Genomic DNA, 20,292 nt, shown 5'->3' on the forward strand with positions numbered 1-20,292 from the left:
CAGACTCGTGTATCAGGAAGATGACAAAACGCAGGAAAGCCCTGCGAAGCCGATCAATCCACCGGTCAGAGCGTCCCTGGTGAAGTGCCGCAATCCGATCAGGGAAGGCTCTAATGTCAGCTCCCCTTTACCGTCCGGGTCAAAAAGTTCCCCTGCGGCCATTTCCGTACTGTCCAGGCCGGTCGATTGATGTATGGAGGAGTCTTCAAAAGACTTTGAAGGACGATTGGAAGCGGCGATGGATCACCAGGAAAAATCCCAGGAAAAAGCCAAGACGGAAACGAATCTGACGGGCGGCAGCCTCGACGAACAGGCGCTTTTCTTCCACCGCTATCCGCGCCCCGGCAAGCTGGAAATCCAGGCGACCAAGCCGCTCGGCAACCAGCGCGACCTGGCGCTCGCCTATTCTCCCGGAGTTGCCGCTCCCTGTCTCGCCATTCGTGACAATCCGGAACAGGCGGCCGACTACACGTCCCGCGCCAACCTCGTCGCCGTGATTTCGAACGGTACTGCCGTTCTCGGTCTCGGCAATATCGGCCCGCTTGCCTCCAAGCCGGTCATGGAAGGCAAAGCCGTTCTCTTCAAGAAATTCGCCGGCATCGACGTCTTCGATATCGAAGTGGATGCTGCAAGTGTCGAGCAGATGGTTTCCACCGTCGCTTCGCTGGAGCCGACCTTCGGCGGCATCAACCTCGAGGACATCAAGGCACCGGAATGCTTCCAGATCGAGAAGCAGCTGCGCGAGAAGATGAAGATCCCGGTCTTCCACGACGACCAGCATGGCACCGCGATCATCGTTGCCGCCGCGATCCTCAACGGGCTGGAACTCGCCGGTAAGAAGATCGACGAGGTCAAGATCGTCGCCTCCGGTGCCGGTGCGGCGGCACTTGCCTGTCTTAACCTGCTCGTGACGCTCGGCGCCAAGCGCGAAAACATCTGGGTCCACGATCTCGAAGGCCTCGTCTATGAAGGCCGCGTCGAGCTGATGGACGAGTGGAAGGCAATCTACGCCCAGAAGAGCGACACCCGCACGCTCGCCGACAATATCGGTGGCGCCGATGTCTTCCTCGGCCTGTCCGCTGCCGGCGTGCTGAAGCCGGAACTGCTTGCGCAGATGGCCGACAAGCCGCTGATCATGGCGCTCGCCAACCCGACGCCGGAGATCATGCCGGATCTCGCCCGCGCCGCGCGGCCCGATGCGATGATCTGCACCGGCCGGTCGGACTTCCCGAACCAAGTCAATAACGTCCTCTGCTTCCCCTATATTTTCAGGGGCGCGCTGGATTGTGGCGCCGAGACGATCAACGAGGAAATGAAGATGGCCGCCGTGCGCGCCATCGCGGCCCTCGCCCGCGAGGAGCCTTCGGACGTCGCCGCCCGCGCCTATTCCGGCGAAACCCCTATTTTCGGCCCTGACTATCTCATCCCCTCGCCCTTCGACCCGCGTCTCATCCTGCGCATCGCGCCTGCCGTCGCCAGGGCCGCTGCCGAAAGCGGTGTCGCGCGTCGCCCGATCGCCGATTTCGATGCCTATCTCGACCAGCTGAACCGCTTCGTCTTCCGCTCCGGCTTCATCATGAAGCCGATCTTTGCGGCCGCGAAGACGGCAGAGCGCAAGCGCGTCATCTTCTCCGAAGGCGAAGACGAGCGCGTGTTGCGCGCCGCCCAGGTGCTGCTTGAAGAAGGCATTGCCGAGCCGATCATCATCGGCCGTCCGCAGGTCATCGAAACGCGCCTGAAGCGCTACGGGTTGCGCATCCGCCCGCTACAGGATTTCGAGGTCATCAACCCCGAGGACGATCCGCGCTTCCGCGAATATGTCGATCTTTATCTGCAGCTGGTCGGCCGCCGCGGCGTCATCCCGGAAGCCGCCCGCACCATCGTGCGCACCAACACGACCGTCATCGGCGCCCTGGCGTTGAAGCGCGGTGAAGCGGATGCGCTGATCTGCGGCCTCGAAGGCCGTTACGAGAAACATCTGCGCGACGTGCGCCAGATCATCGGCAAACGTAAGGATGTCTGTGATTTCTCAGCCCTCAGTCTGATGATCTCGCAGCGCGGTGCGACCTTTTTCACAGACACCTATGTGACCTTCAATCCGACAGCCGAGGAAATCGCCGAGGCGACGGTGCTCGCTGCCGAGGAAATCAAGCGTTTCGGCATCACGCCGCGCGCCGCCCTCGTCTCGCATTCGAACTTCGGCTCGCGTGAATCCGAAAGCGCTACCAAGATGCGCAATGCGCTGCAGTTGGTGCGCGAGGCGGCCCCCGATCTCGAAGTCGACGGCGAAATGCACGGTGAAAGCGCGATCTCCGAGGAGCTGCGCCGTCGTGTCATGCCGCACACGACGCTGCATGACGAAGCCAACCTGCTGGTCTTCCCGAACCTCGATGCGGCCAACATCACCCTCGGCGTGGTCAAGTCGATGACCGACGGATTGCATGTGGGCCCGATCCTGCTCGGCACGGCAATGCCCGCCCATATCCTGGCGCCGTCGGTGACCTCGCGCGGCGTGGTCAACATGGCGGCGCTTGCTGTCGTCGAGGCATCGCAGCCGGCTTGAGCCGGTTGCCCGTTCTCATTTGAAATCAGGCCTATCTCAAAATCAGGGACTCCGTATCGACCGGCGTCCCTGATCAGCCAGCGCATCGGCGCGCTCATTGCCATCGGTGCCTGAATGGCCCTTGCACCAGGCGATACCTATCATCGGGTTCTGCGTTAGCTCGACATCGAGGGCCTTCCAGATCTTCGCATCTGATATCACCCGGTTTCTGGCCTTGCCGTTCGGGTTGCTTTTCTTCCAGCCATTGTTTCTCCAGATCGGACGCCAGCCGTTGCAGCCTTCCACGGCATAGACGGAATCCGACCAGATGACCGCCGCTGCATCAGCTGCTGTGCGGTTGATCCATATTGCCGCCTCGAGCACCGCGGTCACTTCCATCGTGTTATTGGCCGTATCCTTTGCGCCGCCGAAGCCGGATGCGATTTCGACGCCATCGCGATAGGCGACAAAGGCCCATCCCCCGTGGCGGGAGCCGGRCTCAAARCAACCGTCCACGAAAACGTGAAGTCCGCCTCGGGCATCCGGTATTGCCCAAGTCGTTTCCGCGGCGGCAGCTTCGTCAGAAATATCTGTCATGTCAGCTGTTTAGCTATGAACCTTTTTCCGGGCGGGTGCAGGAGAGATTGGAATGGAACCATCAGGCTTGCTGGATAAGGTCGCAAAAATGCGCTAGGAATTACTCCGAGCTTATTAAGGGAAATACGTTAAGACAAAGCGCGGTGGATTGAAGCCGCAATCGACAGATAAATGCTTTTCTCTTTCCGGAACGACGTCGTGAAGCGCCGAAACCTGTATCTCGTTTTCTATCTGGCATTCGCGGCTCCTGCGGTGGCGCAGACCAATGCGATCTGCGAGGATCTGCGCGGGCGCCTTGCCGACTTGCCGCAATCGATCGGCAATAACGGCCTGGAGATGCGCCAATATGCGGGCGCGCTTGCCGAACAGAACCTGGAATTGCGTAAGGTGCGCGGCGATCTGCGTCGGTATGGCTGTACCTCAGGCAGCATGGTGGTCGTCGGCGGCGAGAATGCCGGCTTCTGCACCGAGCTCGAGCAGGCTGAAGTCAAGATGGTGGACAATATCAGCTTCCTTCAGGATCGCCGGAACGAATTGCGCCAGTCCGGTACGGATGCGGCCCGCGAGGGCCTGATGGCCGCACTCGAGGACAATGGCTGCAACAGCGACAGCTTTGGCGAACCCGCTCCGAGCGACGTCTATGCTCCAGCTCCGAGCATCGAAGAGCAGGCCATGCGCGGCGACACGTTCATTCCGCTCGGCGGCGGCGAGCACTATGGCCTGCCGCGCGCCGAAATGCTCTCGCCTGTCAGCACCATCTGCGTGCGCACCTGCGACGGCGGCTTCTTCCCGATCAGCAACAACGCCACTTCGGTGGATTTCGGCCGCGATGCGGCGACCTGCTCGAAGATGTGCCCAGGCGTCGAGACGGAGCTCTTCTATCGCGACGTTTCCAGCACCGAGACCTCGAACATGATCTCGACGGCGACGGGAACGCCCTACAGCGAGATGAAAAACGCCTTCGCCTACAAGACCCGCGCGCCCGGCGAAAAATCCGCCTGCTCCTGCAATCTGACTGCCTATTACGAGCAGATGCGCAAGAGCCAGGCTGCCTATGCGCCGGCACCCGAACCGAAGGGCTCGATTACGACGATCAAGACGGAAGCCCCGAAGGCCGCGAGCGCGCCGCCTGCCCCGCAGCCGCAGGTGGCGGATCGTCCCTATGACCCCGCCGGTAACAAGGTCCGTCAGGTCGGCCCGCAATTCCTCGCCGGCGATCAGGGCAAGATCGATCTCGCCAATCCTGCAACATCGGGCCCGCAGCCCCAACAACAGCAGCAATAGGGTACGATCTCGGCCGTCGGGACAGCGTCTTCAGTTTGAGGCGCGATGCTCCCTGAACGCTGCCGCCAGCGTGCGCAGTGCCGCGCGCGATTTGGCATCCGTCAGCGTCGAGTGCAGCACGACCTCCGAGGATGGTAGCGACGGCAGGCCGAACCGCTCGCTGACCTCGACCGTACCGACGGGTGCCAGGCGATAGGAAAAGGTCGAGACAGCAAGCCCGGCCGAAACGGCTGCTGTCACAGCCGAAGAGCCGCCGCCGAGGAAGACTTCCGCCCAGGGAATGCCCGCCGCATCGAGCGCCCGGGTGCAGACATCCCGCACCCTGCAGTTGGGCGACAGTGCTGCAAGACGCAGCGGCTCACCGCGGCGATATTCGAATTGCGGCGTTGCGAACCAGCCGAAATGCTCCGGTGCCAGAACCTCGCCGTCGCGCCGGTCCTCGTCCCGACGGACGATCGCCGCATCCAGATCGCCGCGGTCGAAGGCTGCAAGCAACTCGCAGGAATTGTCGAGCCGGACCTCGATCGTCAGCCCCGGATCATGGGCATTGAGGCGCGCAAGCAGCGTCGGCACTTCCGGGCCGGCGACATGGGCCGCAATGCCCAGCCTGAAATGACGGCGCGACGAGGAAAGTGCGGCGACCGCCCGGTCATGGGCCGCGAGGAATTCCCGTGCGGCATCAAGAAATACCGCGCCCTGTGCGGAAAGCCGCACCAGCCGCGGCGTGCGCTCGATCAGCCGGTGGCCGAGCCGCTCTTCCAGCCGTTTCAGCTTGACGCTGATCGCGCCCTGCGTGCTGCCAAGCTCACTGGCGGCGCGGGTGAAGCTCTTGTTCTCGGCGATCGTCACGAAGGCCTGAACGGAATCGACATCGAGCATGGTCATGGCATCTATCCGAAATTGTTGTGTCTGAAATAGTTAATCATCCAATTCTGTAATGTTCAAGCTCTGCTTATGCTGACGCAAATGGACGACATCGGATGTCACCGTTGTATGTCTCAACGTCGAAAGGCCAAAGCATGACCCCTGCCTCCCCTCCTTCCTCACGTTTCAGAGGCATTATCGCCCTGATGGCCGCTTGCCTCTCCTCGCTCATGTTCGGCCTTGAAATATCGAGCGTCCCGGCAATTCTGCCGACGCTTGAAAAGGTGCTGCATGCCGATTTCAGCGCGCTGCAATGGATCATGAACGCCTACACGATTGCCGTCACCACCGTGCTGATGGCGGCCGGCACCTTTGCCGATCGTTACGGCCGCAAGCGCGTCTTCCTCATCGGCATTACCGCCTTCGGCCTCACCTCGCTCGTCGCCGGCCTTGCGCAGGATGCCTCGCTGCTGATTGCTGCCCGCTTTCTGCAGGGTATGAGCGGCGGCATCATGCTGATCTGCCAGGTCGCCGTTCTCTCCCATCAATTCCGGGAGGGCCGCGCCCGCAGCATGGCCTTCGGCTGGTGGGGCATCATCTTCGGGATCGGCCTCGGCTTCGGCCCGATCATCGGCGTTGCCATCGTGGCAGCCGCCGGCTGGCAATGGGTGTTTCTCATTCATGCGGTCCTTGCCGTCATCACCATAGCCCTCGCTGTGACAGGCATTGAGGAATCGCGCGACCCGGGTGCGGGACGGCTTGATATTGCCGGCATCGCCACCCTTTCACTATCGGTCTTCTGCCTCGCCTTCTTCATCACGCAGGGGCCGGCCCTGGGCTTTGCCAGCCCCACGGCACTCGCCATTATCGCTCTTTGCGCGGTAAGCCTTATCGCCTTCGTCATTGCCGAGTGGCTGAACCCGCGGCCCATGTTCGATGCCTCGGTCTTCCGCATCCGCACTTTCTCGGGTGCGATCATCGGCTCGGCTGCCATGAACATCAGCTTCTGGCCCTTCATGATCTATCTGCCGATCTGGTATCAGGCCGGCCTCGGCTACGGCAGCCTTGCCGCCGGTCTCTCGCTGCTGGCCTATACGCTGCCGACCCTTGTCGTGCCGCCGTTTGCCGAGCGTCTTTCGCTCCGCTACCGGCCGGGCCTCGTCATTCCCGGCGGTCTCTTCACCATCGGCCTCGGCTTCCTGTTGATGAAGTCTGGCAGCGCCGCCACCGAGCCAAGCTGGCTGACCATGATGCCTGGCGCCCTGCTCTCAGGCATCGGATTGGGCTTCACCAACACTCCGGTCAGCAATACGACGACGGGTGCCGTCTCCAGCGATCGTGCCGGCATGGCCTCCGGTATCGACATGAGCGCCCGTATGATCTCGCTCGCCATCAACATCGCCGTCATGGGCTTCATCCTCTTCAACGGCGTCTTCTCGCATCTGAAGAGCGTCCTGCCGTCATCGATGGCGGCGGACGATCTCCGCTTGGCTGCCGAACGCATTTCCGCCGGCAATATCGCCTCCCTGCCCGATATCCCGGCCGCGACGGTGCATGATGCGCTCGTCCAGGGATTCGGCGCAGTCATGCTCTACGGCGCCGTCGGCGTCTGGCTGATGGCCGCCGCGAGCTTCCTCGTCTTCGGCCATTGGAAAGCCCCTGTTTGCGCCAGGGAATGCGATAGCCAGCCAGCCCAATGATGCAGACCCGCGCCGGCTCAACCCGGCGCGGTCTAGCCTTCAACCTGCCCCCAGCCGTCATGGAAGACCAGTTCTTCCAGCGGCATCCTTTGCCGCCAGCCTTTGACCGCCAGTTCCGGCTGCTCGTAGAGCCGTTCGACGAAGCCGGCGCAGAGCCAGCCCACCACCTCGATATGATCGGGAATGCCGAGGATTTCCTTCAGGTCGCCCTCGCGAAAGATGCTGACCCAGCCGATGCCGACGCCTTCCGCTCTGGCAGCAAGCCACAGGTTCTGGATGGCGCAGACGGTGGAATAGCTGTCCATACGCGGATTATGCGTGCGCCCCAGTACCACGCTGCCGCTGCGGGTAGGATCGCAGGTCACGCAGATGCCGAGTGGCGCCTCGACAATGCCTTCGAGCTTCAGCGAACGGTATTTTTCCTGCCGTTCGCTGTCGAACATGCGGGCCGCTTCCTCATTCGCCTTCATGAAAGCATCGCGCACCCGCGCCCTGACCTCGGCACTCTTCACCAGAATGAAATTCCACGGCTGCATGAAGCCGACCGAAGGCGCGTGATGCGCCGCCGTCAGCAGCCTTGTGACGAGATCATCCGGCAAGGGATCGGGCAGGAACTGGCTACGCACATCGCGCCGCGTCATGATCGCATGATAGACGGCCTCGCGTTCGGCCGCAGAAAAACCGGATGCCGGGCAAGCGGCATCATCAATGGGTCGCATCGTCAAATCCCCAACAACGCAACCGCCCGCCGTCCGCGCGGGTTGGGTCTATCTTGCCAGGCCGGTCTTCTGACTTGGCTTCATTCGCTTCGCCGCAGCCTTCCCGGCCTTGCGGCCAGTGGCGTGATAAGCGGCAAGCGTCAGCCTTACAGCGTTGGGCACGTTCCGGTCTCGCACCGGATTCCCGATTCTCCCGCCTGTGAAAACGGGCACCTGACGGCTGATCTATGGCGTGGAAACGGCATGGCGGCAAGCTGCATGCGACATTCATTTCGTGGACAGTCCGGAAATGCTGGCCTAGAACGAAACCCGAATCCGACTGGCGCCGAAAGCGCCCCTTCATTCTCATTGCATTCCGGTTGCCCGTGTCCCGTCTAACGCCGATGATCCTCGCGGTCGCCCTGTTCATGGAACAGATGGATTCGACCGTGATTGCCACCAGCCTGCCTGCGATTGCTGCCGATATAGGCACTTCGCCGATCGCATTGAAGCTTGCGGTAACGAGCTACCTCGTGGCCTTGGCGATCTTCATTCCGATCAGCGGCTGGATGTCGGATCGCTTCGGTGCCCGCAATATTTTCCGCCTGGCGATCTTTGTCTTCATGGTCGGCTCCGTCGCCTGCGCTTTCTCCAATTCCATCGCCGCCTTCGTCATCTCCCGTCTCATTCAGGGTGCCGGCGGCTCGATGATGACGCCGGTCGGGCGATTGCTGCTGGTACGCGGTACGCCACGTCACCAGCTGGTGAATGCCATGGCCTGGCTCACCATTCCGGCGCTGATCGGCCCGATCATGGGACCGCCGATCGGCGGCTTCCTGACGACCTATCTCAGCTGGCACTGGATCTTCTGGATCAATGTGCCGATCGGCATTATCGGCATCATCCTCGTCACCCGCTTCCTGCCGGCTGTCGAACCGCGCAGCCCGAAGCCGATGGATTTTCCGGGTTTCTTCCTGTCGGGCATCGGCTTTTCCGGTTTCGTCTTCGGCCTTTCGGTCATCAGCCTGCCGGCGGTTCCCGTCATCTACGGTTATGTTACCGTCGCTGTCGGCATCCTTTCCGGCATCCTCTATTTCATCCATGCCAGGCGCACGCCGCATCCGCTGCTCGACCCGAAAATGTTCCGCTATCCGATGTTCCGGGCATCGATCCTCGGCGCCTCGAATTTCCGCATGGGGCTCGGCGCGTTACCCTTCCTCATGCCGCTGATGCTGCAGCTCGGCTTCGGCATGACCCCGCTGCAATCAGGCTCGATCACCTTCGTCAGCGCGCTCGGTTCGATGGGCTCGAAATTCGCCGCCACCCGCACCTACAATGCCTTCGGCTTCCGTAACGTCATTGCGCTGACCACCTTCCTCGCCGCGATCTTCCTCGGTGTGAACGGCCTCTTCACCGTCGAAACGCCGCTCTATGTCATCATGGGCTGTCTTCTCGTCGGCGGCCTGCTGCGTTCCATGGCCTTCTCAGGCGTCAACGCCATGGCCTTCGGCGATGTGGACGAGGCCGACAGCAGCCAGGCAACCGCCATCAATGCGGTGGCGCAGCGCATCTCCATGGCCATGGGCGTTGCCGTCGCCGGCACGATCCTGGAAATCTCATCGAGCTTCCACGGCGGCAAGCTGCTGGTTTCCGATTTCCATATCGCCTTCTTCATCGTCGCGGCGATCTCCGCCCTTGCCTGCATCACCTTCCTGCGCCTGCCCGCCAATGCCGGAGAGGAACTGACGACGCGCCGCCGCAAGAACCGACATGCAGAGCCGGAAGAGGCACAAGGAGAGGCAATGGCGGAAAGCCGCTGAAAACCTCACGGATCGGTCATTTTCTCTCACAGATTCCGCGTGACAACTCCCATCGGCATAGCTACATAGGCTGCATGTCGATTTCGTCCGTTTATGCATCGCGATTTTATTCGTACCGCTGCTTCCAGCGGATGCGGGTCTGTGCGTAGACGAAACTAACGCAACGACAAACCCGAACAGCCGCTAGTCAACCTGGCGGCTTTTTTGTTCCGCACGGTATGACCAAACAGGAGAGCATACCGTGACTGACACTATTGATGATCTTCGCATCGTCGAGATCACCCCGCTGACCAAACCTGCCGATATCATCTCGGAAATCCCGCGTGACGCCGCCGTCACCGAGACCGTGACCGGTACGCGCGACACGATCCACAACATCCTCACGGGCAAGGACGACCGCCAGCTCGTCATCATCGGCCCCTGCTCGATCCATGATCCGGCAGCCGCTCGCGAATACGCCTCCCGCCTGGTCGAGCAGCGACGACGCCTCTCCGGCGATCTCGAAATCGTCATGCGCGTCTATTTCGAAAAGCCCCGCACCACTGTCGGCTGGAAGGGCCTGATGAACGATCCGCATCTCGACGGCAGCTACCGTATCGAGGAGGGCCTGCGCCTCGCGCGCCGCCTGCTGCTCGACATCAACGCCATGGGCCTGCCGGCCGGCTGCGAATTCCTCGATACGATCACGCCGCAATATATCGCCGACCTCGTCAGCTACGGCGCCATCGGCGCGCGCACGACCGAAAGCCAGATCCACCGCCAGCTCGCCTCGGGTCTCTCCTGCCCGATCGGCTTCAAGAACGGCACGGATGGCGGCGCGCGCATCGCGCTCGATGCGATCATGGCGGCTTCCCAGCCGCACCATTTCCCGGCCGTCACCAAGGACGGACAGGCAGCGATCGCCTCGACGCGCGGCAACGAGGACTGCCACATCATCCTGCGCGGCGGCAAGCGCCCGAATTATGAGGCGGCAGACGTCCAGGCCGTTATCACCGAAGCCGTCAAGCTCGGTGTCGACCCGCGCATGCTGATCGATGCCAGCCACGCCAACAGCGGCAAGGATCCGATGAACCAACCGAAGGTCGTCCGCGCCGTCGCCGGCCAGATCGTCGCCGGCAATGACCATATCAAGGGCATGATGATCGAGAGCAACCTCGTCGCCGGCCGCCAGGATCTCGTCCCCGGCAAGCCGCTCGTCTACGGCCAGTCGATCACCGACGGCTGCATCGGTTGGGACATGTCGGTCGACGTGCTCGAGGATCTCGCCAAAGCCGTCCGCGACCGCCGCAAGGCAGCTGTCGCTGCCTGAGTTGCCGCGGGCAAACCCCGCCGCCCATTCACAGGGCGGTGGGGTGGTCAGCCGGGTTTTTGCTGGCAACAGGTTCGAGATCCCAACGGGGACGAACGTATATGCTTCTCCATATACGTCTGAGCGTTGGCATTTCGCACCGATCGCCGGAACGATCACCAACATTCGCTGCGTCGACTTTAACGTCTACCTCAATGCTGACGGAACGATCACGGCTGGTGCCGCTCACAATGTGAAACGTACGATCGAATATCCTGCAGGGGTTTTCCACACGGTTTCTTGGGGTGGCGTTGCGACCCTGAGCAAACCGAATGCGATCATGAAGCAGCGGGCAGACGTCCTTCAGTCATCTGTCGATGGGAAACCCTTATCGATCCCTGCTGCCGCGTTGTTCGGAGAACGGACGGTCAACCTTTCCAATGGCATTGCGCTTCCGACCGTCGTTATCCTGCGGCCTGCACCGTCCTGGGAATTCCGGATGGGAACGTCGCTTCCGACCAAGGAAACAGTGGGACGATCAACCCGACCACTGGCACTCGAACCTTCGGGTCATTTTATATCGAGGCTGAAATTATCGGCGTTGATGGCGCTCGGTCCTATGTGGCTTTCGGGGATAGCCTGACCTTCGGGACCGGCGATGAACAAGCATCCGGTCCCAAATACAGTTCCGGTATCATTCCTCGGCTCTTTGATAAGTACGGCCTACCATATCTCAAGATCTCCATCGGCAACCTCACGGCCTCTGGGCTGGCAACCAACGGGGCGGCAACCCTTGCAACCCTTCTTGACGGTGCACCGTTCACAGACGGAGTTAATGCTCTCGGCGTCAACGACTTTGCTACCTATGGCAATGCGGACGTCCCGCTGATGTTCAGCAGGTTTCAGTCGCTATATGGTCTCTTTGCCGGGAAGCGGGTTCACCAGCAGACAATCACTCCGCGAACTGACAGCAATGACGGCTACACGACGCCAGGAGGCCAGTCGCCGAAAACCGGTATGGCAACCATGCCGGCGTGTAATGACCTGATCCGCGTGGGCCTCCCGAATGTCCACAATGTCATTGACCGGGCGGACAGCGCAATGTCTGCGCGCAATTCGAATGTGTGGGGTGGTCCGCCCTGGCCCCCCGTCAAGACGGATGGCGTTCATTCGGTGTCAGCGAAGAATGCCAACGAGGTGGCAGTGTTGACGCTCCCGGCTTGGCGCCCCACAGCCCCATCGTCAAAGGCGCGCTGAATGTGTGTCAGAGTCACATCTGTGCGTCTTGTGATGCCCTACCAGATCCATAGGACCGATCACCTTCACCTAGAGGTAGGCCCACGATAACGGGAGTTAAAGCGTTCCGAAGTTCATTTAGATGCCAGAGAATTTGTTGGGCCCGCTCCCTTGTTTTCATTGTTTGGCCATGAACTGTGGCGTCCAAGATCTGAAAATTAATGTGGTTATTGCGGCTCAAGAAACTCTGAAGAGGATAGGCCCCTTCTATCTGCCGAATAAGATCCTCGGAAAAGTTGGGTCTGATTTCATCTGTTTCCGAGGTGTTGTTCATTGCGTTATGAATTGCCATTTCGGCCAACCCTGCCAGCCTGGATATAGTGTAGGCAGCATGCAATTTTCCTTTTCGTTCCACTTCGAGCGCCGCGTTGCGGGTTTCCTGAAGTTCCTGTCTCTGAACTTCAATTTGCTCCTTCAGTAATTGGGAATTGCTGTCGGCCGATTTGCGAGTTTCCTCCACCGTCCACTTGGCTGCAATGAGTGCCATGAACCCTGCTGCCGCTGTGGCAAATGCGGATGCTGCGCCCACGACAACGCTCCATTCGGAAGCACCCCAAGACATAGTCACTCCTACGTTCGCCTTTGGGCGGACATTACCTCCTCTTGGGAAATAGGAAAGCACCCCCGCTCCCGCGAACCGAATGGTCTGACCGGACGATTGTTATACACGTGTTGACGTGCAATTCTGTAAGGTAATTGGGGACGGTGCACATGGCGGTAACGACATTCGCTTCTCCGCCATGGTGGAGAATTGCTCTTGCGTTAGCAGTAGTGCCTTTGGTGGCATCCTTCGCATACGCTGTTTTCAGCCCCGCCTATCAGGGYCTGCCGGATATGACCGAACGCATTATCCGAACAACCCAAGTCGTTGCATTCATCGGTGCCTATCCGCCAACTCTTGTACTGGGAATTCCATTGCTGCTCTATCTGAGGGGACGCATAGGGCCGTCCCTTGCAAATTGTGTGATGGCTGGAGCCTTGGTGGCGACCTTGCCCTGGATATGCCTGGTCCTATTTTTCGGCCCGGATCAGGCTTCTACTGATGACCACGTCACCTACCAAAACGGAATGATGACATGGTGGGGATTTCTGGAAGCTGTCGAATTGCTCGCAGAAATAACGGTATTCGGTATTGCTGCCGGCGCCTTGTTTTGGCTTTTGGCCGCCGCAGGCGTCAAGAGTCACCCCGCTTCTCAAAGTGAATAGCGGCCCCACCGCCCCATCATCATCTGCCTCTGAGGATTTCAGGAACTACGAGTTTTGGATTGCATAGATGAACAGAGCGGTCCACGCCGAACCAATTACAAACACCACTGACCAGAGCCACATTGCTTCTTTTATGACGCGCTCGTTTTTCCTGAGGACGTGCATTAACAACGACAATATAAATAGAAGGTAAGCTTGCGGGGAAAGAAGTATCATGAAAAATAGTGGTCCACGTAATTGGGCCGCGTCGGAAATTTCTTCACAAATGCTGTCGTATGACGTCGGTAATCTAGCTAAAATGTAGAGAGATACGAAGTATATTACAAATATAATGATCATCGATTTTCTTATAAAATGAGTTTTACTCAAAGCCATATCTCGCGGTAGACCTGTATTGCGTCGTGTGCTTAATCTATCGTCGTACTCGAAGTTGTATTCCGAAGCAACTTCTCACCGCCCCATCATCTCTGGAGACTTGTGGCATGCCGGCGTTGATGCAATCATGACAGCTTACGATTGAACATTTGAAGGACATGAAAGTTGACTGCCACTCTCGCGCGCTCGCTTTTTGCCTGTTGCTTAGTGTCAGCCTTGGGATCCAATGCCGAACGCGCCAAGGCTGACACAGCTGATAGCCCCAGCGTTTTTGAACTAGGTAGCTCGCTAGATGAGGCCCGGCGCATTTCAAGCCAGCGGGGTTGGAACGTAAGGGTGCTTTCACCTGAGCTTCCCGGTCAATGGTATGTTGATGGCGCAGAAGTTGGTCTTTTCGTTTGCGATAACAACCAAATCGCCGCTGTGACGAAAACACGAGATGGCGGCGTTGATGAGTTTGCCTCGATCGTGTTCTATTCGTTCACAGTAAAGTATGGTCGACCGGAGACGACCGTAGTGGCATTTCCGTTGGGACTGAACACCGTTTCAAGTATCGATTCAAGATTCGCCCCGGCCGGAGGAGAATCTGTTTCGGTGCAACTCCAAAGCATCGGAGGGCACTCAAGAGTTACTGTGAACCGTGCTTCTGAAACATCGTGTCCGGTGGAAACAGACCCCGCAAATCAGTGAGCCACCGTCCCATCATCATTTGCTTGGAAAATCGGAGACCTTCATGAAGGTAATAGCTCACTAATTCTGCGAGGCATTCATGGACGATTCACCGCAGCCAGCAAGATTGCGGATTGCAAAACTCATCGTAATTTTGACTGTTACCTGGCTGTTTCTCGGCGGTATCTCGTCGATTGTGGTGATGGGAGGTTCCAGTTTCATACCTTCTGCAGATTGGACGTCTGAGACACGTCTTCCGCGCATCATCTTAGGCCTGCTGTCCACCGCTTTTCTTGTCTGGGCCGCATGGAAAGGTGGCAAACGGGCTCGACGGAACGAACTGAACCTTGCCCTCTCAGGTGCAGCGTGTCTTGGGTATTTGACGGGAAGCAACATCCTGTTCATTTGGCCGATACTGCTCCCATTGTTTGCAGGTCATCAAGTTGCGCTCCCGTTCACGGTAGTTAAAGCAATTGACCTCGGTGGAGCGAAATGCCCGTCGAGAGTTGTCTTTGAACAGATGCCCTTCCTACACCAATTTTGCCGTGATCGTGAAAAGGTAAGATTGAGCCTGTCGTCGGGTGAACGTATCGTTGCAGTCGGTTGGGGAACGCAATACGGATTGTACGCGCACGAATTGCGCGCCTCGGACGTTAGAGGCCCCCGCTGACAGTCATTGCCGTGCCGGCCCAGAGCCCCACCGCCCGCTCATCAAATGGCGGTGTGCCCTCTCAAGATCCTACCGGGAAATACCGCACATAGGCGAATTCCTCGCCATCCGGCGACCAGTTCGGCACATTGATCGTGCCCTGCCCGCCGAAGAGCTCGAACAATTCCGTCAGGTTGCCGCCATCCATGTCCATCATTCTCAAACGCACATTCAGATCGCGCGGATGGTCGAAGACATCGGGGTCGTAGGAGAGGATCAGCACCTTGTCGTTGTTGGGTGACGGATGGGCGAACCAGTTTCCGTAATTGTCTGATGTCACCTGGTGGAGACCTGTGCCATCGGGATGGATGCGCCAGATCTGCATCAGCCCGGTGCGGCTGGAGTTGAAATAGATCCACTGCCCGTCTACCGACCAGTCCGGCCCGTCATTGCGGCCCTCGCCATGCGTCAGCCGCTTCTCCTCGCCGCCGTCTACGGAGATCGTATAGATATCAAAAACCTGGTCGCGGATGCCGCAATAGGCAAGCTCGCGCCCATCCGGTGACCAGCCATGCCAGTAGGACGGCAGATTCTTGGTGATCAGCCGCGGCTTGCCGCCCTCGATCGGCAGGATATAGATCGCCGACTTGCCGAATTCGGTCTTGTCGGAAATGACGATCTCTTCGCCATCGGGCGAAATGCCGTGGTCATTGTTGCAGTGGACCGCAAAGCCAGTGTCGACCTTCTCGACAAGATCGCTGCCGTCGAGCCGCAGGCGGTAGAGCAGCCCGTCGCCATTGATCAGCAGATAGGCGCCGTCGCGCGAGAAATTCGGCGCCTCCACCAGCGCCTCCGTCTGCCAGACGACGCGGCTTTCGCCTCTCTTGACGTTATAGATCTCTACCGAACTGCGCATGTGCCCCCTCCCGGAAGTCTCAAAATCAGCGATCCCGGAACCGGTTGGTGATCGGGTAGCGCCGGTCGCGGCCGAAATTCTTCTTGGTGATCTTCACGCCCGGTGCCGACTGGCGGCGTTTGTACTCGGCGAGATAGAGYAGATGCTCGATGCGATGCACCGTCTCGACATCATGGCCGCGCGCCACGATCTCCTCGACCCCCATTTCCCGCTCCACCAGGCATTCCAGGATATCGTCGAGCACGGGATAAGGCGGCAGCGAATCCTGGTCCTTTTGATCAGGCCGAAGCTCGGCCGACGGCGCCTTGTCGATGATATTGTGTGGGATGACCTCGCCCGAGGGGCCGAGCGCATCCGGCGGCACATTCTCGTTGCGCCAGCGGGCCAGCGCATAGACCTGCATCTTGTAAAGGTCCTTGATAGGATTGAAGCCGCCGTTCATGTCGCCATAAAGCGTGGCATAGCCGACCGACATTTCCGACTTGTTGCCTGTCGTGACCACCATCGAGCCGAACTTGTTGGAGATCGCCATCAGGATGACGCCGCGCGCGCGGCTCTGCAGGTTTTCCTCGGTAATACCGCTGTCGGTGCCTTCGAAGAGATCTGATAGCGCCGAGGAGAAGCCCGTCACCGGCTCCTCGATCGCCACGATATCGTAGCGGCAGCCAAGCGCCCTGGCGCAATCGGCCGCATCCTTCAGCGAGTCTTCCGAGGTGTAACGATACGGCAGCATGACCGTGCGCACGCGCTCCTCACCGAGCGCATCAACGGCAATCGCCGCGCAGATCGCCGAATCGATACCGCCGGAAAGGCCGAGCACGACATTCTTGAAGCCGTTCTTGTTCACATAGTCACGGAAGCCGAGCAGGCAGGCGCGATAATCGGCCTCCTCACTCTCGGGGATTCGCGCCATCGGTCCCCCGGAGCAATGCCAGCCGTTTTCCGTGCGCTTCCAGGTCGTGACCGCAAGCGCGGTTTCGAACTGGCTGAGCTGGAAGGCGAGCGACTTGTCGGCATTGAAGGCAAAGCTTGCGCCATCGAAGACGAGCTCATCCTGGCCGCCAAGCTGGGCGGCATAGACCATGGGCAGGCCGGTTTCGATCACCTGCTTCAGCACGACCTGATGGCGGATATCGACCTTGCCGCGATAATAGGGCGAACCGTTCGGCACGAGCAGGATTTCCGCTCCGCTTTCGGCAAGCGTCTCGCAGACACCGAGATCGCCCCAGATATCCTCGCAGATCGGAATGCCGATGCGCACACCACGGAAATTCACTGGTCCCGGCATCGCGCCCTGGTCGAAGACGCGCTTCTCGTCGAACTCGCCGTAATTCGGCAGATCGATCTTGTCGCGCACCGCCACCACCTTGCCTCCGTCGAGCACGGCGATGGAGTTGTAGCGCCCCGTTTCGTCCTGGCGCGGAAAGCCGATGACGATGCCCGGCCCGCCATCGGCGGTATCGGCAGCGAGGCTTTCGACAGCTTTCCAGCAAGCGTGGATGAAGGCCGGCTTCAGAACAAGGTCTTCAGGCGGATAGCCCGAAATGAAAAGCTCGGTCATCATGAGGATATGCGCACCCTGCCGCGCTGCATCGGCGCGCGCCTCGCGCACCTTGGCAAGGTTGCCGGCGACATCGCCCACCGTGGGGTTCAGCTGGGCGATGGCGATGTTGAACGTATGGGAGAGAGCGTTTTCCTGTGTCATGTCATTCATTTAATCCGCCCTTTCGTGCACCGCAATAAGCCGCTTCAAAAGCCGTAGCCATCTGCGGCGAAAATTTGATGAAGGGCAGCCCCATGCCTGTGCCTATCCCTCTGTTTGCCTTGCGCGACGCCGATACGCATTGCAATTTGCGGCAAGGGCGGAATACTGCGCGCCAATTCGATCCATTCCCGGGACAATGCCATGTATAATCTTCCGAATTTCGTCCACCTGCATTTCGGCAAGCCCGCCGATGAGCTCGGAGACATCGAAAAGCGTGTGATCGCCAAGGCGCATGAGCGCAAGATCATCTCCACCGATGTCAACGCCGCCATTGCCGCCGAATCCTCCTTTGGCGAACGTGTAGCCGATGGTATCGCCCGCGTCGGCGGTTCCTGGTCTTTCATCATCACTTTCCTCACTTTCCTCGTGATCTGGACGATCATCAACACGGTCATCCTGATGACCAGGGCCTTCGACCCCTATCCCTTCGTCTTCCTGAACCTGATCCTCTCCATGCTCGCCGCCATCCAGGCGCCGATCATCATGATGTCGCAGAACCGTCAGGCCGAGCGCGACCGTTTCGAGGCCGCCAAGGATTACGAGGTGAACCTGAAGGCCGAGCTGGAGGTGCTGTCGCTGCACCAGAAGATCGATATGCGCGTGCTCACAGAACTCACCGCGCTGCGCGAGGATGTCTCCCGGCTGAACGCCATCCTCGCAGAGCGGGGACAAGGCTAAAACAGCGCGGTCTTAAACAACTGAAATCCCGTCGCAATTTCTGCCCCGCCGCAGCGTTTCATTTGACAGGACGCAAGCATTTGGCTCAACCTGCCGGCACTACGCGAGGGGCGGTGCTTGGCAGAAGAGTTTCATTTCGGCGCGTTTTCGATCGCACCTGCCAGGCGGAGCCTGATGCGGGAAGGTTCTGCCGTGCCGCTCGGCAGCCGCGCCATCGATATTCTGCTGTTTTTGTTGCACCATCCCGGCGAGCTGAAGACCAATGCCGAGATTGTCAGGCAGGTCTGGCCGGATACTTTCGTGGCCGAGGCCAATCTGCGTGTCCATGTCTCGGCGCTGCGCAAGGCGCTGGGTGATATCAAACGCGAGCCGCAATTCATCGCCAACGTCCCGGGCCGCGGCTATACCTTCATCGCGCCCGTCAGCCGTCGCAGCAATGGCGCAGCGCCTGCCACTGCATCTCAGAGATTTCGCTCCGAGCGCCTGCCCGCCCGCATCTTCGGCCGCGAGCAACCGATCGCTGCCATATCAGGCCAGCTCGCCAAGGGGCGCCTCGTGACGATTGCCGGTCCCGGCGGCATCGGCAAATCCACCGTTGCCCGCGCCGTCATCGCGCAAGGCGGCTTCGACGGCGAGATCGTCTGGATCGATCTTTCGGAGGTCGCAACCGGTAATTTGATACCGACCGTCATCGCCTCCGCCCTCGGCATCCTCTCCCGCAGCGACGATATATCAAGGGAGATCGCGGCTCATCTGCAGCTGCGCAAGCTGCTGCTCGTGCTCGACAGCTGCGAGCATGTGGTGGCCGATATCGCCGAGCTCGCCGAGGACCTGCTGGCCGAAGCGCCTGATCTGTATATCCTCGCGACAAGCCGCGAGCCGCTTCGCGCCGAAGGCGAACGTGTCTACCGTCTCCTGCCGCTTGATTTGCCGCAGGGTGCCGTCACCGCCGAGGCCGCCCTTGTCTCGCCCGCCGTGCAGCTTTTCGTCGAACGCGCCGATGCCTGCCTTGGCGGTTACACGTTGACGGATGCGGATGCTGCCGATGTCGTCGATATTTGCACCAGGCTCGACGGCATTGCGCTGGCAATCGAGCTTGCCGCCGGCCGGCTGGAGGCGATGGGGGTCGCCGCCCTCTCCCGCTCGCTGTCGGATTGCTTCCGCGTGCTGACGCGCGGGCGGCGTACCGCGTTGCCACGTCACCAGACGCTGCGCGCCACGCTCGACTGGAGCTACCTCATCCTGTCACTGGAGGAACAGCAGGCGCTACGCGAACTCTCCGTCTTCCGCGGCCGCTTCACCGGAGAGGCCGCCGCTGCCGTCTTCTCTGGAGGCGAGCCCGAGGACCTGCTGGCCGCCCTCGTCGCCAAATCGCTCGTCGCGGTCGAGACGACGACGGACGAAACCCTCTACCGCCTGCTGGACACGACCCGTCTTTATGCCGGTGAGAAACTGGCTGATACTGGCGAGCTGCCCGATGTCATGGCTCGGTTTTCCGGCTATCTTTGCGCCGCACTCGAAAGTGCCGAGCAGGATCTCTATTCCGCTCCGCCGGACCAATGGCCTGAGGATTTCGCCCAGCAGGTTCCGGGCCTTCGAGTAGCCCTCGACTGGGCCTTCGGCACTTCGGGCGATGCGCTTCTCGGTGTGCGGCTCACGGTTGCCGCTCTGCCGCTCTTCTTCCGCCTGTCGCTGCTCGACGAATGCCTGGCCGCACTCACCCATGCCATCGCCTTCCTCGACGCCCGCCCCGGCCTTGACGAGAAAAGCCGGATGAAACTTTACGCCGCGCTCGGCTGGCCGCAGCTTCGCGCCACCCATGCACCGGAACTCGGCGTCGCCGCCTGGACGACGGCATGGCGGATTTCTGAAGAACTCGGTGATGTCGACCATCAGCTTCGCGCCATCTGGGCGCTCTGGGTTGATCTGGTGAACCGCGCTGAAC

The 20,292-nt window shown here is 60.1% G+C and carries 17 protein-coding genes and 1 riboswitch; of the genes, 11 read left to right on the forward strand and 6 right to left on the reverse strand.

Annotated elements, in window-relative coordinates; genetic code table 11:
• Positions 1 to 238: 238 nt before the first annotated feature.
• On the forward strand, positions 239 to 2,563 hold the full coding sequence (locus AC1D35_RS22570) for an NADP-dependent malic enzyme (protein WP_162747257.1): 2,325 nt from the start codon (positions 239 to 241) through the stop codon (positions 2,561 to 2,563).
• Positions 2,564 to 2,605: 42 nt separating this feature from the next.
• Here the strand turns inward: AC1D35_RS22570 and AC1D35_RS22575 are convergent, their stop codons facing one another.
• Positions 2,606 to 3,139, reverse strand: coding sequence for a ribonuclease H family protein (locus tag AC1D35_RS22575; protein ID WP_477940136.1), 534 nt, complete (start codon positions 3,137 to 3,139; stop codon positions 2,606 to 2,608).
• A 198-nt stretch (positions 3,140 to 3,337) separates the two neighbouring features.
• On the opposite strand from AC1D35_RS22575, the gene AC1D35_RS22580 reads away from it, so the two are divergent.
• Entirely contained in the window at positions 3,338 to 4,423 is a 1,086-nt protein-coding gene (locus tag AC1D35_RS22580) for a DUF2865 domain-containing protein (RefSeq protein ID WP_113312153.1), read from the forward strand.
• Positions 4,424 to 4,453: 30 nt separating this feature from the next.
• Here the strand turns inward: AC1D35_RS22580 and AC1D35_RS22585 are convergent, their stop codons facing one another.
• Entirely contained in the window at positions 4,454 to 5,308 is an 855-nt protein-coding gene (locus tag AC1D35_RS22585) for a LysR family transcriptional regulator (protein ID WP_113312152.1), read from the reverse strand.
• A 134-nt stretch (positions 5,309 to 5,442) separates the two neighbouring features.
• Here AC1D35_RS22585 and AC1D35_RS22590 point away from each other — a divergent pair, with 134 nt between their 5' ends.
• Positions 5,443 to 6,987 carry an MFS transporter gene (locus tag AC1D35_RS22590; RefSeq protein ID WP_477855224.1) on the forward strand — a complete coding sequence of 515 codons (1,545 nt, stop codon included), beginning with the start codon at positions 5,443 to 5,445 and terminating at the stop codon, positions 6,985 to 6,987.
• A 32-nt stretch (positions 6,988 to 7,019) separates the two neighbouring features.
• On the opposite strand, the gene bluB is transcribed toward AC1D35_RS22590, so the two are convergent.
• Entirely contained in the window at positions 7,020 to 7,706 is a 687-nt protein-coding gene (gene bluB / locus AC1D35_RS22595) for a 5,6-dimethylbenzimidazole synthase (protein ID WP_113311322.1), read from the reverse strand.
• A gap of 42 nt (positions 7,707 to 7,748) precedes the next feature.
• Positions 7,749 to 7,938, reverse strand: a riboswitch (cobalamin riboswitch).
• A 151-nt stretch (positions 7,939 to 8,089) separates the two neighbouring features.
• Here bluB and AC1D35_RS22600 point away from each other — a divergent pair.
• The 3 genes from AC1D35_RS22600 (at position 8,090) to AC1D35_RS22610 (ending at position 11,436) form a co-directional block, all read left to right on the forward strand.
• Positions 8,090 to 9,505 (forward strand): MFS transporter, encoded by a 1,416-nt coding sequence (locus AC1D35_RS22600; protein WP_113311323.1) that lies wholly within the window; start codon positions 8,090 to 8,092, stop codon positions 9,503 to 9,505.
• A 241-nt stretch (positions 9,506 to 9,746) separates the two neighbouring features.
• Positions 9,747 to 10,814 (forward strand): 3-deoxy-7-phosphoheptulonate synthase, encoded by a 1,068-nt coding sequence (locus tag AC1D35_RS22605; RefSeq protein WP_113311321.1) that lies wholly within the window; start codon positions 9,747 to 9,749, stop codon positions 10,812 to 10,814.
• 43 nt (positions 10,815 to 10,857) lie between these two features.
• On the forward strand, positions 10,858 to 11,436 hold the full coding sequence (locus AC1D35_RS22610; RefSeq protein WP_162748611.1) for a hypothetical protein: 579 nt from the start codon (positions 10,858 to 10,860) through the stop codon (positions 11,434 to 11,436).
• A 627-nt stretch (positions 11,437 to 12,063) separates the two neighbouring features.
• Here AC1D35_RS22610 and AC1D35_RS22615 read toward each other — a convergent pair.
• Positions 12,064 to 12,651, reverse strand: a complete 588-nt coding sequence (locus tag AC1D35_RS22615; protein WP_113311319.1) for a hypothetical protein — start codon at positions 12,649 to 12,651, stop codon at positions 12,064 to 12,066.
• Positions 12,652 to 12,800: 149 nt separating this feature from the next.
• On the opposite strand from AC1D35_RS22615, the gene AC1D35_RS22620 reads away from it, so the two are divergent.
• The 3 genes from AC1D35_RS22620 (at position 12,801) to AC1D35_RS22630 (ending at position 15,009) form a co-directional block, all read left to right on the forward strand.
• Complete coding sequence (locus AC1D35_RS22620) at positions 12,801 to 13,295, forward strand: hypothetical protein (protein WP_113311318.1); 495 nt, start codon at positions 12,801 to 12,803, stop codon at positions 13,293 to 13,295.
• 540 nt (positions 13,296 to 13,835) lie between these two features.
• On the forward strand, positions 13,836 to 14,360 hold the full coding sequence (locus tag AC1D35_RS22625; protein ID WP_162748610.1) for a hypothetical protein: 525 nt from the start codon (positions 13,836 to 13,838) through the stop codon (positions 14,358 to 14,360).
• Between the two features lie 79 nt (positions 14,361 to 14,439).
• Positions 14,440 to 15,009 (forward strand): hypothetical protein, encoded by a 570-nt coding sequence (locus AC1D35_RS22630; protein ID WP_477855314.1) that lies wholly within the window; start codon positions 14,440 to 14,442, stop codon positions 15,007 to 15,009.
• Positions 15,010 to 15,070: 61 nt separating this feature from the next.
• Here AC1D35_RS22630 and AC1D35_RS22635 read toward each other — a convergent pair whose 3' ends face one another.
• On the reverse strand, positions 15,071 to 15,904 hold the full coding sequence (locus AC1D35_RS22635; RefSeq protein ID WP_113308316.1) for a TolB family protein: 834 nt from the start codon (positions 15,902 to 15,904) through the stop codon (positions 15,071 to 15,073).
• A 25-nt stretch (positions 15,905 to 15,929) separates the two neighbouring features.
• Complete coding sequence (locus AC1D35_RS22640) at positions 15,930 to 17,609, reverse strand: NAD+ synthase (RefSeq protein ID WP_113308398.1); 1,680 nt, start codon at positions 17,607 to 17,609, stop codon at positions 15,930 to 15,932.
• 201 nt (positions 17,610 to 17,810) lie between these two features.
• Between AC1D35_RS22640 and AC1D35_RS22645 the strand changes: the two genes are divergently transcribed.
• Together AC1D35_RS22645 and AC1D35_RS22650 are read left to right on the forward strand one after the other, a co-directional pair.
• Positions 17,811 to 18,347 carry a DUF1003 domain-containing protein gene (locus tag AC1D35_RS22645; RefSeq protein WP_113301109.1) on the forward strand — a complete coding sequence of 179 codons (537 nt, stop codon included), beginning with the start codon at positions 17,811 to 17,813 and terminating at the stop codon, positions 18,345 to 18,347.
• 117 nt (positions 18,348 to 18,464) lie between these two features.
• On the forward strand, positions 18,465 to 20,292 hold a 1,828-nt coding region (locus tag AC1D35_RS22650), incomplete at its 3' end, for an ATP-binding protein (protein ID WP_477940142.1).

It is taken from the genome of Rhizobium sp. P1_E6 (assembly GCF_056405875.1).

What these genes read in the sequence shown, in the direction of transcription:
- AC1D35_RS22570 (WP_162747257.1), top strand. Translation starts at nt 239, where the DNA reads ATGGATCACCAGGAAAAATCCCAGGAAAAAGCCAAGACGGAAACGAAT.
- AC1D35_RS22585 (WP_113312152.1), bottom strand. Translation starts at nt 5,308, where the DNA reads ATGACCATGCTCGATGTCGATTCCGTTCAGGCCTTCGTGACGATCGCC.
- AC1D35_RS22590 (WP_477855224.1), top strand. Translation starts at nt 5,443, where the DNA reads ATGACCCCTGCCTCCCCTCCTTCCTCACGTTTCAGAGGCATTATCGCC.
- bluB (WP_113311322.1), bottom strand. Translation starts at nt 7,706, where the DNA reads ATGCGACCCATTGATGATGCCGCTTGCCCGGCATCCGGTTTTTCTGCG.
- AC1D35_RS22600 (WP_113311323.1), top strand. Translation starts at nt 8,090, where the DNA reads ATGATCCTCGCGGTCGCCCTGTTCATGGAACAGATGGATTCGACCGTG.
- AC1D35_RS22615 (WP_113311319.1), bottom strand. Translation starts at nt 12,651, where the DNA reads ATGTCTTGGGGTGCTTCCGAATGGAGCGTTGTCGTGGGCGCAGCATCC.
- AC1D35_RS22630 (WP_477855314.1), top strand. Translation starts at nt 14,440, where the DNA reads ATGGACGATTCACCGCAGCCAGCAAGATTGCGGATTGCAAAACTCATC.
- AC1D35_RS22635 (WP_113308316.1), bottom strand. Translation starts at nt 15,904, where the DNA reads ATGCGCAGTTCGGTAGAGATCTATAACGTCAAGAGAGGCGAAAGCCGC.
- AC1D35_RS22645 (WP_113301109.1), top strand. Translation starts at nt 17,811, where the DNA reads ATGTATAATCTTCCGAATTTCGTCCACCTGCATTTCGGCAAGCCCGCC.